Below are 13,770 nucleotides of genomic sequence, written 5' to 3'. Positions count from 1 at the left end.
ACTTGCGCTGCCGGGCCACTCCGCCTGGTGGCGGGAACGGGACGAAAGCTAACGGCGACCCGGGGAATGCCTAAGCGCGGCCTGCGTAGCTGCCATCATGGTCCTCGTACTCACCCTCCAGCATTTCGACGAAGTACCACTTGCACGGGCGGCCTTCGAACCCCTGCAGGGCGACGGCAGCCGGTGCAAAATCCACGCGCGCTCGATCACTGTCATCGATCCTTGGTAAGTGTCGATGCCGAGGTTCATTGATCAACGCATGAAGGCCTGATTCGTCGGACCAGAGTCCGGCTCTGCCGACCCGCTCAAAGGCGATCTTTCCGAAGTCGTTCAACGTATGCGTATCACCCAGTTCCCCATAGCCGCCTGTCCAGCCGAACTGAAGTGCCCCCATGGGATCATCCTGCGGAACGTAAACGCCCGTGCGTGGCGGAGTTTGGGCGCTCACGCATTCAATATCGGTCCTTACGCGGAAGCAGGGAATACGTGGAAAATCCTGCCTGTTCTGTTCCCACAACAACGAGAAAACGAAGTCATTCCAGGTGGTGGGGCGGCGCATCATACGGCTGATGTTGCCAGCGTACTTGAAGACAGCTTCTGCGCGACCTTGGAACGATGCCTCCTGTTCGCCGGTCGCCCAGATCATCTGGTAGGCGTACTCTTGCAACATTCTGGAGCACTGGCGTTCACCGGCTTCGCTGTAGCGTTCGTAACTGCGAGCTGCAATGGCTCTGATCACTTTCTCTCTGAAGTCTACCAGTGCGGGAAATGCATGGGTTGAGAAGTGCTCAGCCGTATCGGCCGGCTGCCAATGGGCGAGTGAGCGACCCGCAGCGTCCAAGCCGCCACGATCTTCGAGGATGTCGTCGGTAAAGCTGATCAGTTGATTGATCTTCTCCAGCAAGCCTTTGAGGGAGGGCAGGGAAGCAAAATGGTAGAGAAGCGTCGCTTGGCGTCGGTGCCAGGGAGCCAGCTCCGGTTCGTTTGTTCGCATCGCGCAGCGTGCCCTCAGCCAAGCTTCGGTGCAGACTGATCCGGTGACCAGATCCAGAAGGTGGTTCCGAACTCGTTTCCCTCCAGCTGGGGAAAGCGGTCGTCCTTCTTGAAGTATCGCGTTGAGCCCATATTGGCGGGCGTATACCACCAGCCGCTTTGGGGAACCAACTCGCCTCCTGTGACTCTGTGTGGCCGTATGGAGGTTGCAGCAGAGGCGGTGCCCGTGTAGCTCCCATCATGGTCCTCGTACTCGTCGTTCACCATTTCGACGAAATACCATTCGCACGTGCGCGCTTCAAACCCTTGCCTCGAAACGGCAGCGGCCGCAAGCTTCTCATGCTCAAGCTCAATGTCATAGATGTTGGGCAGTTGGCGGTGCTTCGGCTCATTGATCAGCCTGTGCAGTCCTGGCGAATCTGACCACAATCCCGCCCTGCCAACTTGGTGCAAGGCGAGCAATCCAAACTCGTTCAATGTGTAGGTATTACCGAGCTCGCCATAGCCGCCGGTCCAGCCGAACTGAAGCGCAGACATGGGGTCGTCCTGCGGAACGTATACGCCCGTTCGTGGCGGAACCTGCCCGCTCGCGCATACCACATCTGTTCGAATGCGGAAGCGAGGAATCCGCGCGAAGTGTTGCCCATGTTCTTGCCACAGTAGCCAGAAGATGAAGTCATTCCAAGTGGTTGGACGGCTCATCATTCCGCTGATCAGTCCAGCGTACCTGAATGTTGATTCGGCCCTTTCTTTGAATAGCGTCTCTTGCTCTTTGCTGGCCCATAGCATCTTGTATGCATACTCGGTAAGCATCTGCGAGCACTGGCCTTCGCCGACTTCGTCATATGATTCGTATGCGCGGCGAGCGATATTCTTTATGACGCTCTCCCTGAAATCTATGAGGGCAGGGAATGCGTAGGTCGAAAAGTGTCCGGCGGTATCTACGGGCTGCCAGTTGGCGAGTGCTCTGCCTTGGGAGTCCAAGCCGGAGCGTTCGTCGATCAAGGAGTCTGTGAAATCTATCAGTTGATCGATTTGTCCAAGTAAGCCTCTGACGTAAGGCAGCGAAGCGAAGTGATAGAGAAGCGTAGCTTGACGCTTATGCCATGGATTTAGTTCCATGTAATGAATGGACATCGTCTTAGCTCTTGGTGACCTGGCCGGGAATGCTGGGGAGGCCCAGCCTTACGTCATTCAATTGGGTGCCGAAGTCACTCGTTCCCCAGTGGGTATCAAATGGGCCTTGAATGCTGGGTTGATTGATCTTGGTTCTAAGGCTCTGGTACTTCACCTGCTCATGAGATGGCAGATCCTTCCAGATGGGGTATGTCATCTTACTTGGAGTCAGCGCTCCTGTTGTCGGATTTACGTCATAGAACGCTGAGCTGTCGGGAGACTGTCGAATGTTCTTCGCTGAATCCTGAATTGGCCTTCCTTCCAGGTCATAGGACGCGCTTCCATCAAATTTTATTTGTTCGTATCCGCCTTCCAGGTGGTGGTCTGGAAGAATGTCCTTCGTCTTTACCTGAGCTGATGCTTCGCCTCGCCAGACCCTTATCTTCTCGCCGGCTTTTAGTTCATAGATGACGAACTGGCCGTTAGGGTTCCAGTCTGGCCAAACTGCAAGGTTCTTACGCCACGCAGCCTTGGCGTCGGATGATCGCATGATTGTGTTGAAGACATCTTCGGTCATCCAATCTGCTCCCGCAGCGAAATTGGCTGGCGAGACGATCCGGTAGAGTTTCATGGGGCCGTTTAGGATGTCGTCCTTTAAGCGCGTAAAGCTCTCGATCTGGTTATCGGTTAGAAGGGGGTAGCCATCCTTCTCTTTTATTTCAACGCGAGGCCTTTCGGCCTTGGCAGTGAGTCGGATGTTCTTCGTCGGCCTTCCTGCACTCAGCCAGGACGGTTGCGGGTGGACGCGACGCATCAGTGTCGCCGCGTGTGTCTCAGGCAGGGTTCCGGTGAAATGTACGTTGCCGGCATCGAGGACGCTTCGACGTTGAAGGAAGTCCTCGAATTCCAGTCGCCGAATGATCTCATCCAGAGTCCTCAGCGCGGGAGCGGTGAACTCGGTGATCTTTTTTCTTGCCAAGCTGCGAACGTTGTTCACCAGCTTGAGCGTCTCCTGTGCAGCGGGACCAACCACAGGGATGTGCTTGGCATAGCCCAGGAGGTTGTCCATCAGCTTGATGGCGCGGTCGAATGCATCGAGCAGGATCTTTGGGCTGACCAGGGCGCGTACCACGCGGGTCTGGTTGGCCAGTTCATGGAACAGGCGATCCCATTTCAGCGCCTTCCAGTATTTCATCACCTCGCGTCGGCGCAGGAAGGTAATTACCCAATCCATCGCCTCGTCGACTGCACGTGCCACGTGATTCAGACCGGCGCGGCGCACGTAGATGAAGAAGATCTTGAGAACGCCCTTGAGGAGCGAACCCACAGTGGGGATCAGACCAACAAGGGTCAGTACCAGTCCGACCCACGCCCAGGTGTTGCTGGTGTCGTCATTGATCTGTTTGCAGTTGGCAACGACATCACGGACGTCACAGACCTGATCAACGCCCGGAATCATGGAGATCGCGGTGTCGAAGGCGATCTGACCTGTAGTGCGCTCCTGGTTGAAGTCGCCCTGGATGGCTTCCCACAGCCATTCGACTACGTTCTTGGAGCCGTCAGTGACGTTCTTGTACTGCTCGGTGACGAAGGCCAGCGCTTCCCGCAACTGCTGAAGGGTGACCGGGGCTGCTTCGTTCGGGCGATCGTGACCTGAATCAGCCATGCGTATTGCCCTGCAGGTTGGCAATCAGCTCCAGGTCGGGCCAGGCAGTGTCCCGTGTCGGATCGCGTGGCTCGTAGATGACTTTCGCGACCTTCTTTTCGGGTATGGGGCCGTGATGCGCCTTGCCCTCTGCGTCCAGCTTGCCCTGAATCGTAGATCCGTCTTCGAAGTGGATCTCGTATGGCGTCCCTGCCAGTGCCTGCATCGTGTCAACGTCCATGTAATTAAGGGCTATCCAGTGAGTGGCTTCCTGCGCGCCGCTGGGAAGCGGGGGAGGAATGCTTCATCCTTGGCCCCACCCAGGAACGGATGCTGCCCGGCCTTGACGGTAAACGTGCCGGGACAGCTGAAGGTGATGTCCCCACCTTCCAGCGTGATCGCGCTGTTGCCGGCCTGCAGCACCACCTTCTGCTGGGCCAGCACGTCGATGCGGTCGTCGGTGGCGGTGATGGTGATGGCCTGGTCGGCCAGCAGTTCGAGCTCGCCGGTGTGCGCCTGCAGGCTGACCGGCCCGTTGGCCGCGATCACCTTGATCGGGCCGTCCTGCGTAAACAGCGCGGTGTGCTCGCCGGACACGGTGGAGACGGTTTCGCCGGCGCTGATGTGCAGGTCCTGCTGCACGGTCATCTGCAGGTTCTGCCCGGCGTAGGCCACCGCACTGGCCGGGGTGGTCCAGATGATCTGCTCGGGCGACTCGGCCAGCAGCAGGGCCGCGGCAAAGCGCTCCACCGGGTTGCTGCCCGGGGTACGGCCATCATCGGGTTTCATTGCAGACTGGCCGTTGACCTCGCCGTCGTACTTGCCGTCCACCTGCGGATCGATCTTCTCGCGCAGCTGGGTGGTGCTTTTCAGCGCCGCCAGGGCCGGTACGTTCTGCTGCTGCAGGGTGTCGTGCATGCCTTCCAGGCTGCGCTCGGCGCCCTTGAGCTGGGCCACGGCCTCGTTGCTGTCCAGCACCGTGGAGGCGCCATTGCTGCGCGCGGTGGTGGAGATCAGCAGGCCCTTGGCCGCGTGCACATTGCCCCAGCCCTGGGTGGCCAGCTCGAAGCCCTGGCCGCGCAGCGCGCCGCGACGGGTGTCGCCGTGTTCGATCAGGTAGCCCAGTTCCAGCCGGCTGTCGGCCAGCGAGGTCTGCAGGCGCGTGCGCAGCTGCCCGGGGGTGTCGTCGATCACCCACTGCTGGGTGCCGCCACCGTCATGGGACTGCGTATGCAGGCCGCTGAGCACGCCCGGGTGCTGGGCCTTCTCGTCGATGCCGCCGCCAAAGGGTGGGGCGACCTCGCCGTTGTAGAGCTGGCCGGTGATGCGTGGCTGGTCGATGTCCCCGTGCAGGAACTCCACCAGCACCTCGCTGCCGATGCGCGGCAGGAAATGCGTGCCCCAGTTCGGGCCGGCGACCCACTCGGCCACCGGCACCCAGCTGCCGCTGGTCTGGTCGCCCGGCGCATGCCCGGTGAGCTTGCTGCCGGTGTCGGTCAGCCCGCCCGGGTTGGGCGCGGTGCCGCGCTGCCAGCCGAACTGGATGCGCACCTGGTGCTCGCGGTTGGGCGTGACCACGCTGTCGGACACGCCCACCACGCGGGCGGTCTGCGGGCCGTGCAGAGTCGGCCGGTCCTGCGGCAACGCCCGGATCGGGGCGTCGCTAGGGGCGGCCAGGAAGCGGTTGCGATAGCTGCCGTTCTCCAGGGCGGATTCGCCAAGCAGTTCAACGATGCCGTGGCCCAGGTTATTGACGGCCACATGCGCTACCGCCAACAGCTGGAAGGTCTGGCCCTGGTGCTGCGGGTGCTGGGTGAGGGTGAAGCGGTTGCCGGCGGCCAGCACGCGCACGCTGCCGCTGCCCTGGAACAGGGTCATCGGTACGCGCAGCGCATCCAGCCGGGCCTGGGCCTCATCGTCGGCCGAGGCGCCCTTGCCGAAGCGGCCGGCACGCGGCTGCACATAGACTTCCAGCGCCGGCAGCTCGCCGGCCTCGGCCTGGCTCTGGCCGCTCACCGCCTGCAGCTGCTCGCTGTGCCAACTCGCCACGCTGCTGGCGTTGGGCACCAGCTGGCGCTGCTCGGCAAATGCGGTGATGCCATCGAGGGCTTCGGCCATGTCGGCGCGGTGGAAGCGCTGCGCGCCCAGGTCGGTGAGCTCGGCGCCGGGCTCGAAGACCACCAGCGTATGTGCGGGGGTATCGCCCTGGGTCTGCTCGATCCGCCACGCCAGACCGGCCTCGGCCAGCAGCCGGGTCACAAAACCCCAGTCGCTCTCGCGGTACTGGGTGGTGATGGCGCGGGCGGGCAGGGTGGACTGTACGTCGAAGCGGAACACGGCCTGCGGGTAGTCGCCGAAGATCTGCTCGCAGATGGTGCGGGTGTCCAGCTCCTGGAAGATCACCGCGTTGCGGCGCAGCTCCAGCAGCGCCGTCCACGGCTCCAGGGTGAGCCGGTAGCGGGCCAGGCCACCGTCGCTGCCCAGCTGGGCCACCTCGGTGCACAGCCCATGCCACTGACGCAGGCCGCCGTCGGCTTGCCGAAGCTGCAGGGTCAGCGGCTGCTCCAGCCACGGGTCCATGTCCAGGAAGGCATCGGTGGAGAGGCAGTCGATCTCGAAGCGGGTGCTGCCACAGACCGATTCCTGGCCCTCGAAGCGCTCCACGACCAAGCCAGGGGCAGGGCCCTGCAGCTGGATCAGACGTGCCTGCTGCGAAGGAGAGGCGAGGGCGGCAAGCGCCGCTGAGCGGGAGATGTCCATATCGTCGTCAGGCTTCTTGGAAGATGGGCGAAGATGCGCACGTTCCTGTGCGCATCCGCATGAGGTCGACACGGACCGTCATGCGCTGAAAACTGCTTGCTGCCCCGGTGGAGCAGCGCAAGGTCGCCGGGCCAAGGGCCGACGACCCTGTCTGGTTCAGGGCAGCGTGATGGTGATGTGCGCCGTACGCTGTGGCATCTGCACCACATCGTTGTACGCCGCCATCCGCTGCTGGGTTTCGTGACCCAGATAGAAGCGCAGGCCGAAGAAGCCGAGCAGGCCGAACCCGGCCACCAGGGCTGCAGGCATCCACAGCGGCACCACGCGGCGCAGGCTGTGGCGCACGTTGTCCGGCGGCAGTGCATGCGGCGCGAAGCCGTGGCGCTTGCCCTTGAGGTACACGATCTCATCGCCCAGGCGGGCGGTGAGGTAGCCGAGCTTCTCGGTGCCTTCCAGGCGGTACTTGCCCTCGAAGCCCATCAGCAGGCAGAAGTGGTACACCTCCAGCGACGGCAGACGCGGGGCGCCCTGGCGGCGAAGCTCTTCAAGCCGGTCGAAGAAGTGCTCACCGGCCAGGTGCTCGCCGAACAGGCGCAGCTGCAGCGGATTGCGCTCCCAGGACTCATGCAGCGACGACGGCTGCGACAGGATCGCTTCGTCCACCGCGGCGCAGAACGCGTACTTGGCTGCGTAGACGTCTTCGGAGGCGATGCCCATGCGGTTGGCGTTGCGCTCCACACCGTCCAGGAACTTCTGCACGGTGGACACGAACGCTTCGCCGTCGGAGGGCAGCTGCCCACGCTTGAGCAACAGCAGCAGGTAGAAGCCATCGGCCATCAGGTCCTGCAGGCTCTGCGGGTTGGCCGCCTGCGGGGCAGGCGCGGCCAGGCCGCCATGCGAGCTCAGCGAGGGCATCGGGCCCGGGGTAGGGGGCAGGGGCGAATTCATCATGAGGTCACCGCGACAAGTTCCATTTTGAGGTCGGCAATACCGGACGGCACGTACACCATCAGCGACTGCGACTTGAGCATGCGCTCATAGAGTGCGCCGCGCGTATCCAGTTCGAAGTAGTGACTGCCCGGGCGCACCGGGATGGCGGCCGGCACCTGGTTGGCGTGGGTGAGCTTGACGCCGGGCAGCGCCGACAGCACGCACTTCTCCACGTCGTCGGGGGCGCCGATCTTGAAGCGCACCGGCACCGTCTGCACCAGCTCCTGCGCCGGCACGTCGGCCGACACCGCCAGGTAGAACGAGGCATCGCCATCGATGCGCTGCGAGTCCAGCCGGCCCAGATGGTAGGACGGCTTGACCTCGTTGAGCGCGATCTTGAAGTAACGCGCCGAAATCACCGTGTCCAGCAGCGTGCGGATGATCTCGAACAGCTGCCGGAAGCCGGCTTCGGGCTGCGCGTGCAGGTAGCGCGGCAGATCGTTGAGCGCATATGCATTGGAGAACGTCAGCATCGCCCCGGCCATGCGCAGCAGTTCCTGGTGCAGGCGTTCGGGGTGCAGCTGCGGATGGTGGTACAGGTGCGCCAGCGAACTGAACGACGAGTTGATCGTGTGCAGGAGCCAGAACGAGGCGATGTCGCCCGAGCGGAACTCGATGATGTTCTTCGATGGTTCGCGGTGCAGGCCGTACAGCGCGTCCACCTTGGCCTGCAGCGAATCGAGGATGCCGCGCAGTTCCCGATGCAGGGTCGGCGAGGCTTCCAGGTGTGCGCACGGCGGGATGAACTCGTCGTCGAGCTCGAACCCGCCGGTGGACGTGCGGCGGATGCGCGCCAGTGCCACGGTGGAATACGGATCGCGCGGGTTCTCGTCGGTCAGCAACTTCACCGCCTTGCCGAGGAAGCCGAGTTCGGCCTCCACCGCGTCGGTGTAGAGGTCGTTGGCGCCGCGATTGATCTGGCGATAGCGGGCCAGCTGGCTCGACTCGGCATCGGCGCAGTTGTCGCCGTCATCGCGCAGCAACGGCAGTGCGAGGTGGATCACCGTGGACTGCACGCCGGGCGGCAGGTCCTTCAGCGAGAGCGCATCGGGCAGTGCGTCGTGCACTGGCGCGTCGTAGCTCTCGCCATCGGGAAACACGGCCGAAATGTCCAGCGGACGCAGCGTGCCGCTGCCGAGTGCCTGCGGATCGAAACGCACGCGACGGCAGCCCCAGGCATAGGGGTGCAGCGTGAGTGACAGGTCCTGCAGACGCGCCTCGTGATAAGCATCCTGGCGCTGGAAATGCTGGGGCCTCAGGAACAGGCCTTCACCCCAGAGAACTTTGGACATCCTGCTTACATATGCCACATTTCAATCCTTGGAAATCTCGGGCCAACCCCGCCCGATACACACTAGGTTTCCACACACACTCCCAAGACAGGAATGTGAAAGTGCGAGATGCATCACGTTTTCGATGCCCGGCTGCTCAACAATACTACCGCATGCCGGGATTCTGACGTCAGAATGCAGGCATCTTCAACGAGGAGAGACGCAGCGCACGGAAGCGAGACTGCCCGGGTCCCCTGACACACGTGTGACCAGGGCCTGGCTGTCAGTCGTCAGTGCGCAGGCATGGATTCCCACCGTAATACCTTCGTTGGCCAGGTTCTTGTGCTTGCCGTCGAACGCGAACCGCCAGCGGCCTTCGGCCGGTGCGCGGAACAGGGCGACAACACCGAGCACCGCAGTCCCTTCACTCAACTGTTCCTTGAGCTCCTGGCGATTGCCCGGGGTCAGCACGATCTCGTTGACCGACAACAGGTCTGCACCCAGCGCGGCCTGTTCGCCACTCTGGTCGAGGAAGGCATTGAAGGGCGCCTGCTCGAAGCGCTGTGCACTGCGCAGGTGGTAGACCTTCACCACCGCGGCGGTGGCGCGCTTGTCGTTGCCGGCATTGAGGTTGATGCCAGCCAGCAGCCGCAGGGGAACCACCGGCGGTGCCTCCGGTTGCGCATCACGGATCCCGACCGCCTGCAGTGTCTTGTCCATGGCCTTGCCCAGCCCGCCGCTCGCGCAGCCGGTCAATGACAATGACATCGCCGTGACAAGACATATAAGAGTGTGACGCCCTAAGCAGAAATTTCGGCTCATGAGGGGTTTCATGCATTCTCGGACGGAGGGTTGGGGATGGTGATCAGCGGGACGTTGCGAAGCCGCATGTACGTCAAGATCGCGGAAGACAGTGTGAAAAACGGCAACGTTGCATTGAAACACTCTATGCGCTTCACTATACCCCTGCGTATTTGCAGTTGTACACTTGCGGCGGTAAGGGAAGGGAATCCCGTGTGTTGTATCGGCGGGGACCGGACTCACCTTTAGAAGTTTCCATGAGGGATTGGCATGAAAGTGAAGGTAATGGGGAAGGCTGTCTATCGGCCGTTGTTGGCAATGGCACTGCTGTCTGGTCTGGCGGCCTGTTCGTCGGCGCCGAAGAAGGGCGCGGTGCCTCCGTACGATGCAACGATGACCACGGCGGAGACGCAGGTCACCACGGTGGGTTCGGAAGCCGCCATCAAGAGCTTTGAAGACGCCGCGCGCGCCGATCCGACCCGCAAGGAACCGTGGGTGCGCATCGCGCAGCTGCAGTTCGACCAGGGCCAGTACGCACGTGCCATCGTTGCCGCCGAAGAGGTGCTGCAGCGCGATCCGGATGACCTGGTGGCCGATGGCGTCATCACCGTGGCCGGCTTCCGCATCGCCAACACCTCGCTGACGCGCCTGCAGGGCCGCGGCGCATTGGCATCGGAAACTGCGCGCAAGGAAGCCAAGACCCTGGCCGACACGCTGCGCAAGACCATGGGCGATGCCGTGCTTGAAGATCCCAAGCCGAAGCCGCGCGCGCCGGCCCGTCGGACGCGTCGTACTGCCGCGCCCGCCGCCGCCGCACCTGCTGCCGCGCCCGCTGCACGTCCGGCGTCGTCCAACGGCGGCGATCCCTTCCAGAACCTCGGCGGCAACTGATCCGCACGCAGTAACGCCCCCAGTCAGGAGACACCGATGGCGAAGAAGGACAGTATTCAGAAGCGGCTCCAGAAGATCCGCCCCCCGCGCGTGCAGTTGACCTACGACGTGGAAAAGGGTGATGCGATCGAACAGAAGGAGCTGCCGTTCGTGGTGGGCGTGCTCGGTGACCTGAGCGGCAACCCGGAACAGCCGTTGCCCAAGGTCAAGGACCGCAAGTTCGTCAACGTCGACCTGGACAATTTCGACGAAGTGATGGAAGGCGTCGCCCCGCGCGCGGTCTATCGCGTCGCCAACAAGATCAGTGATGGCGGCGGCGAGTTCGGCGTCGAGTTGAAGTTCAACTCGATCGACGATTTCCGCCCCGAATCGGTGGTCGACCAGATCGAACCGCTGCGCAAGCTGCTGGAATCGCGCACCAAGCTGGCCGACCTGCGCAACAAGCTGGCCGGCAACGAGAAGCTCGAAGACCTGCTGACCGATGTCCTGAACAACACCGAACAGCTCAAGAAGCTGGGCACGGGCAAGGAGCAATAAGCCATGGCAGCAGAAGCTACCGGTGTAGCCGAACAGTCGGCCGCGGCCGTCGAGGAAATCGGCCTGCTCGACCAGATCGTCGAGAAGAGCAAGGTCGCCAAGTCCGAGACCGAGCACCAGCGTGCCAAGGACATCATTTCCGAGCTGGCCAAGGAAGTGTTGGAGGGCACCGTGGTGGTGTCCGACAACCTCAACCTGACCCTGGATGCGCGCATCGCCGAGATTGACCGGATCATCTCCGAGCAGCTCAGCGCGGTCATGCATGCCCCGCAGTTCCAGCAGTTGGAAAGCACCTGGCGCGGCCTGCATTACCTGTGCCAGCAGACCTCCACCGGCCCGAACATGAAGATCAAGGTCTTCAACGCGCCGAAGAAGGACCTGGTCAAGGACTTCAAGTCGGCGATCGATTTCGATCAGAGCGCGCTGTTCAAGAAAGTCTACGAAGAAGAATTCGGCACCTTCGGCGGTGCGCCGTTCGGTGCGTTGGTCGGTGACTATTTCATCGGCCGCCAGCCGGAAGACATGTACTTCGTCGAGCAGATGTCGCACGTGGCCGCTGCGGCCCATGCGCCGTTCATTTCGGCTGCGTCCGAGGGCATGTTCGGCCTGGAGACCTTCACCGATCTGGGCAAGCCGCGCGACATGGCGAAGATCTTCGACACGGTCGAATACGCCAAGTGGAAGTCGTTCCGTGAAAGCGAGGACAGCCGTTACGTTGGCCTGACCCTGCCGCGCTTCCTGGGCCGCCTGCCGTACAACCCGAAGGATGGCACCACAGTCGAAGGCTTCAACTTCGTCGAGGAAGTGGACGCCGCCGACCACAGCAAGTTCCTGTGGTGCAACACGGCCTATGCGATGGCCGCGCGTCTCACCCACGCGTTCGAGGATTACGGCTGGTGTGCGGCCATCCGCGGCGTCGAAGGCGGTGGCCTGGTCGAGGACCTGCCCACCCACACCTTCCGCACCGACGACGGTGAAGTGGCACTGAAGTGCCCGACCGAAGTGGCGATCACCGATCGCCGCGAAAAAGAACTCAGTGACCTCGGTTTCATTCCGCTGGTCCACTGCAAGAATACCGACTACGCCGCGTTCTTCGGCGCCCAGTCGGCACAGAAGCCGAAGAAGTACAACACCGATTCGGCCAATGCCAATGCGATCCTGTCTGCCCAGTTGCAGTACATGTTCGCCGTCTCGCGTATCGCCCATTACCTGAAGGCGATGATGCGCGAGAAGATTGGCAGCTTCGCGTCGGCGGGCAACGTCGAGGAGTTCCTGAACCGTTGGATCTCGCAGTACGTACTGCTGGACGACAACGCCTCGCAGGAAGCCAAGGCCCAGTACCCGCTGCGCGAAGCCGCTGTGAACGTTTCGGAAGTACCGGGGAAGCCCGGTGTCTACCGCGCTGTGGCCTTCATCAGGCCGCATTTCCAGCTCGATGAGCTGTCTGTTTCGTTGCGATTGGTTGCCGAATTGCCGGCAACTGCAAAAAAGTCGTAACGCATTGATGTTGCTGTAGCGCCAAGGGGCGGATGCCCTGATTGCAGCGACGTTTTTCCAAGAGGGTTAAACCCCCCTGAACCGCCGGGAGCGATCCCGGCACCCAATCTCACGGAAGACCGGAACTTAGGAGACCAGATATGCAGCACGCTTTCCTCTCTATCGACACCATCAAGGGCGAGTCCCACGACGACAAGCACAAGGATTGGATTGAAATCCAGTCCTTCTCGCAGGATCTGCTGCAGCCGCGTTCGGCCACCGCGTCGACCTCGGGTGGCACCACCGCAGCTCGTGTGAATCTGTCGCCGATCGAAATCACCAAGACGATCGATCTCGCCACCACTGCCCTGAACCAGGCGGCCAGCAATGGCACCACCTTCCCGAAGGCTCGCATTGAATTCATGCGCGCTGACAAGGACGGCAACGCGATCAATTACTACACGGTCGAGCTGCTGAACGTCCTGGTTCACCGCGTCACCACCACGGTTGATTCCGAGGGGATGCCGCAGGAAGTGATTCAGTTGAGCTTTGGTGCGATCAAGTGGACCTACCAGCAGCAGAAGCCGGAAGGCGGCGTTGGTGGCAAGGCCGTGGCGCAGTGGAGTGCAACCAAGAACATTCCGAACTACGCCGTTTGATGTAGTGTCGCTGCGATGGCGCCTTGTGCGCCATCGCAGTCTGAAATCACCTGGCAGTACATCGGGAGTGGCCAGGAACGGCCGCAGCGCGTGTTGCCCCTCTGCATGATGCAGGGACGCAGACAGACCGGAATGACCAATGAAGGGACTCGAACCCAGCTTGCTCGAGAAACTGTTTGACGATGCCCCCAAGTCCAATGGGGGAGGGCATGTGTTCAAGTCCATATCGCTGGACCAGTACAAGGAATCGATCGCCCGCGACCTGGAAGGCCTGCTCAATTCCCGTGCAGCGTTCCAGGAAGAAGACATGGCCGAGTTCCCGAACTGCAAGCAGTCGCTGCTGACCTACGGCCTGGCGGATTTTTCCGCGATGAGCCTGGCCAACGCCTATGACCGTGCCGCCATCTGCCGCTCGCTGGAGCAGGCCGTGGCCCGGCACGAGCGCCGTTTGAAGAACGTGGGGGTCAGCCTTGAGGTTGGCTCGCAGTTCGGTGGCGGCCTGCACTTCACCATCAACGCATTGCTCGATCTGGAGCCGGCCCGCGAGCCGGTCAGCTTCGATGCGATGCTGCAGCCGTCGACCCTGCAGTACCAGGTCAGCCGTACGCGTCGCCAGCAGGCGACCAGCTGA

Annotated in this window: 13 protein-coding genes; 5 read left to right on the top strand and 8 right to left on the bottom strand. The window is 62.1% G+C overall.

Annotation, left to right across the window (positions count from 1 at the left end):
• Window positions 1-70 precede the first annotated feature (70 nt).
• From ACZ0AE_RS11195 to tssJ, 8 genes are all read right to left on the bottom strand, one after another.
• Window positions 71-904 carry a hypothetical protein gene (locus ACZ0AE_RS11195; protein ID WP_463601139.1) on the bottom strand — a complete coding sequence of 278 codons (834 nt, stop codon included), beginning with the start codon at window positions 902-904 and terminating at the stop codon, window positions 71-73.
• A gap of 104 nt (window positions 905-1,008) precedes the next feature.
• Window positions 1,009-2,130 (bottom strand): hypothetical protein, encoded by a 1,122-nt coding sequence (locus ACZ0AE_RS11190; protein WP_463601138.1) that lies wholly within the window; start codon window positions 2,128-2,130, stop codon window positions 1,009-1,011.
• A 4-nt stretch (window positions 2,131-2,134) separates the two neighbouring features.
• The gene (locus ACZ0AE_RS11185) at window positions 2,135-3,775 is read right to left on the bottom strand and encodes a hypothetical protein (protein ID WP_463601137.1); all 1,641 of its coding nucleotides are present in this window, start codon (window positions 3,773-3,775) and stop codon (window positions 2,135-2,137) included.
• Entirely contained in the window at window positions 3,768-3,995 is a 228-nt protein-coding gene (locus ACZ0AE_RS11180; protein WP_463601136.1) for a hypothetical protein, read from the bottom strand. Before ACZ0AE_RS11180 ends, ACZ0AE_RS11185 begins: the two co-directional genes overlap by 8 nt.
• An 11-nt stretch (window positions 3,996-4,006) precedes the next feature.
• Complete coding sequence (locus tag ACZ0AE_RS11175; protein WP_463601135.1) at window positions 4,007-6,514, bottom strand: type VI secretion system Vgr family protein; 2,508 nt, start codon at window positions 6,512-6,514, stop codon at window positions 4,007-4,009.
• A 156-nt stretch (window positions 6,515-6,670) separates the two neighbouring features.
• A complete protein-coding gene (gene icmH / locus ACZ0AE_RS11170; RefSeq protein WP_038687984.1) occupies window positions 6,671-7,462 on the bottom strand; it encodes a type IVB secretion system protein IcmH/DotU in 792 nt (263 codons plus the stop codon).
• Entirely contained in the window at window positions 7,462-8,796 is a 1,335-nt protein-coding gene (tssK, locus tag ACZ0AE_RS11165) for a type VI secretion system baseplate subunit TssK (protein ID WP_038687986.1), read from the bottom strand. The genes icmH and tssK overlap by 1 nt, the downstream gene beginning before the upstream one ends.
• A 186-nt stretch (window positions 8,797-8,982) precedes the next feature.
• Window positions 8,983-9,543 carry a type VI secretion system lipoprotein TssJ gene (tssJ, locus tag ACZ0AE_RS11160; RefSeq protein WP_241658901.1) on the bottom strand — a complete coding sequence of 187 codons (561 nt, stop codon included), beginning with the start codon at window positions 9,541-9,543 and terminating at the stop codon, window positions 8,983-8,985.
• A gap of 303 nt (window positions 9,544-9,846) precedes the next feature.
• Here tssJ and ACZ0AE_RS11155 point away from each other — a divergent pair, with 303 nt between their 5' ends.
• The 5 genes from ACZ0AE_RS11155 to tssE all read left to right on the top strand — a co-directional run bounded on the left by ACZ0AE_RS11155 (window position 9,847) and on the right by tssE (window position 13,770).
• Complete coding sequence (locus ACZ0AE_RS11155) at window positions 9,847-10,467, top strand: tetratricopeptide repeat protein (RefSeq protein WP_428711743.1); 621 nt, start codon at window positions 9,847-9,849, stop codon at window positions 10,465-10,467.
• Window positions 10,468-10,503: 36 nt separating this feature from the next.
• A complete protein-coding gene (tssB, locus tag ACZ0AE_RS11150; protein WP_038687988.1) occupies window positions 10,504-11,004 on the top strand; it encodes a type VI secretion system contractile sheath small subunit in 501 nt (166 codons plus the stop codon).
• A 3-nt stretch (window positions 11,005-11,007) separates the two neighbouring features.
• Window positions 11,008-12,501: a type VI secretion system contractile sheath large subunit gene (tssC, locus tag ACZ0AE_RS11145; RefSeq protein WP_038687990.1), complete on the top strand. Its 1,494-nt coding sequence runs from the start codon at window positions 11,008-11,010 to the stop codon at window positions 12,499-12,501.
• 140 nt (window positions 12,502-12,641) lie between these two features.
• Window positions 12,642-13,139, top strand: a complete 498-nt coding sequence (locus ACZ0AE_RS11140; protein WP_038687991.1) for an Hcp family type VI secretion system effector — start codon at window positions 12,642-12,644, stop codon at window positions 13,137-13,139.
• A 139-nt stretch (window positions 13,140-13,278) separates the two neighbouring features.
• Window positions 13,279-13,770, top strand: a complete 492-nt coding sequence (tssE, locus tag ACZ0AE_RS11135; protein WP_128097832.1) for a type VI secretion system baseplate subunit TssE — start codon at window positions 13,279-13,281, stop codon at window positions 13,768-13,770.

The organism is Stenotrophomonas sp. AC248 (assembly GCF_979258185.1).
Note: the sequence above shows the minus strand (reverse complement) of the source record. Positions and strands in the feature narration are given on the sequence as shown.

What these genes read in the sequence shown, in the direction of transcription:
- ACZ0AE_RS11190 (WP_463601138.1), bottom strand. Translation starts at nt 2,130, where the DNA reads ATGTCCATTCATTACATGGAACTAAATCCATGGCATAAGCGTCAAGCT.
- ACZ0AE_RS11185 (WP_463601137.1), bottom strand. Translation starts at nt 3,775, where the DNA reads ATGGCTGATTCAGGTCACGATCGCCCGAACGAAGCAGCCCCGGTCACC.
- ACZ0AE_RS11180 (WP_463601136.1), bottom strand. Translation starts at nt 3,995, where the DNA reads ATGGACGTTGACACGATGCAGGCACTGGCAGGGACGCCATACGAGATC.
- ACZ0AE_RS11175 (WP_463601135.1), bottom strand. Translation starts at nt 6,514, where the DNA reads ATGGACATCTCCCGCTCAGCGGCGCTTGCCGCCCTCGCCTCTCCTTCG.
- icmH (WP_038687984.1), bottom strand. Translation starts at nt 7,462, where the DNA reads ATGAATTCGCCCCTGCCCCCTACCCCGGGCCCGATGCCCTCGCTGAGC.
- tssK (WP_038687986.1), bottom strand. Translation starts at nt 8,796, where the DNA reads ATGTCCAAAGTTCTCTGGGGTGAAGGCCTGTTCCTGAGGCCCCAGCAT.
- tssJ (WP_241658901.1), bottom strand. Translation starts at nt 9,543, where the DNA reads ATGTCATTGTCATTGACCGGCTGCGCGAGCGGCGGGCTGGGCAAGGCC.
- ACZ0AE_RS11155 (WP_428711743.1), top strand. Translation starts at nt 9,847, where the DNA reads ATGAAAGTGAAGGTAATGGGGAAGGCTGTCTATCGGCCGTTGTTGGCA.
- tssB (WP_038687988.1), top strand. Translation starts at nt 10,504, where the DNA reads ATGGCGAAGAAGGACAGTATTCAGAAGCGGCTCCAGAAGATCCGCCCC.
- tssC (WP_038687990.1), top strand. Translation starts at nt 11,008, where the DNA reads ATGGCAGCAGAAGCTACCGGTGTAGCCGAACAGTCGGCCGCGGCCGTC.
- ACZ0AE_RS11140 (WP_038687991.1), top strand. Translation starts at nt 12,642, where the DNA reads ATGCAGCACGCTTTCCTCTCTATCGACACCATCAAGGGCGAGTCCCAC.
- tssE (WP_128097832.1), top strand. Translation starts at nt 13,279, where the DNA reads ATGAAGGGACTCGAACCCAGCTTGCTCGAGAAACTGTTTGACGATGCC.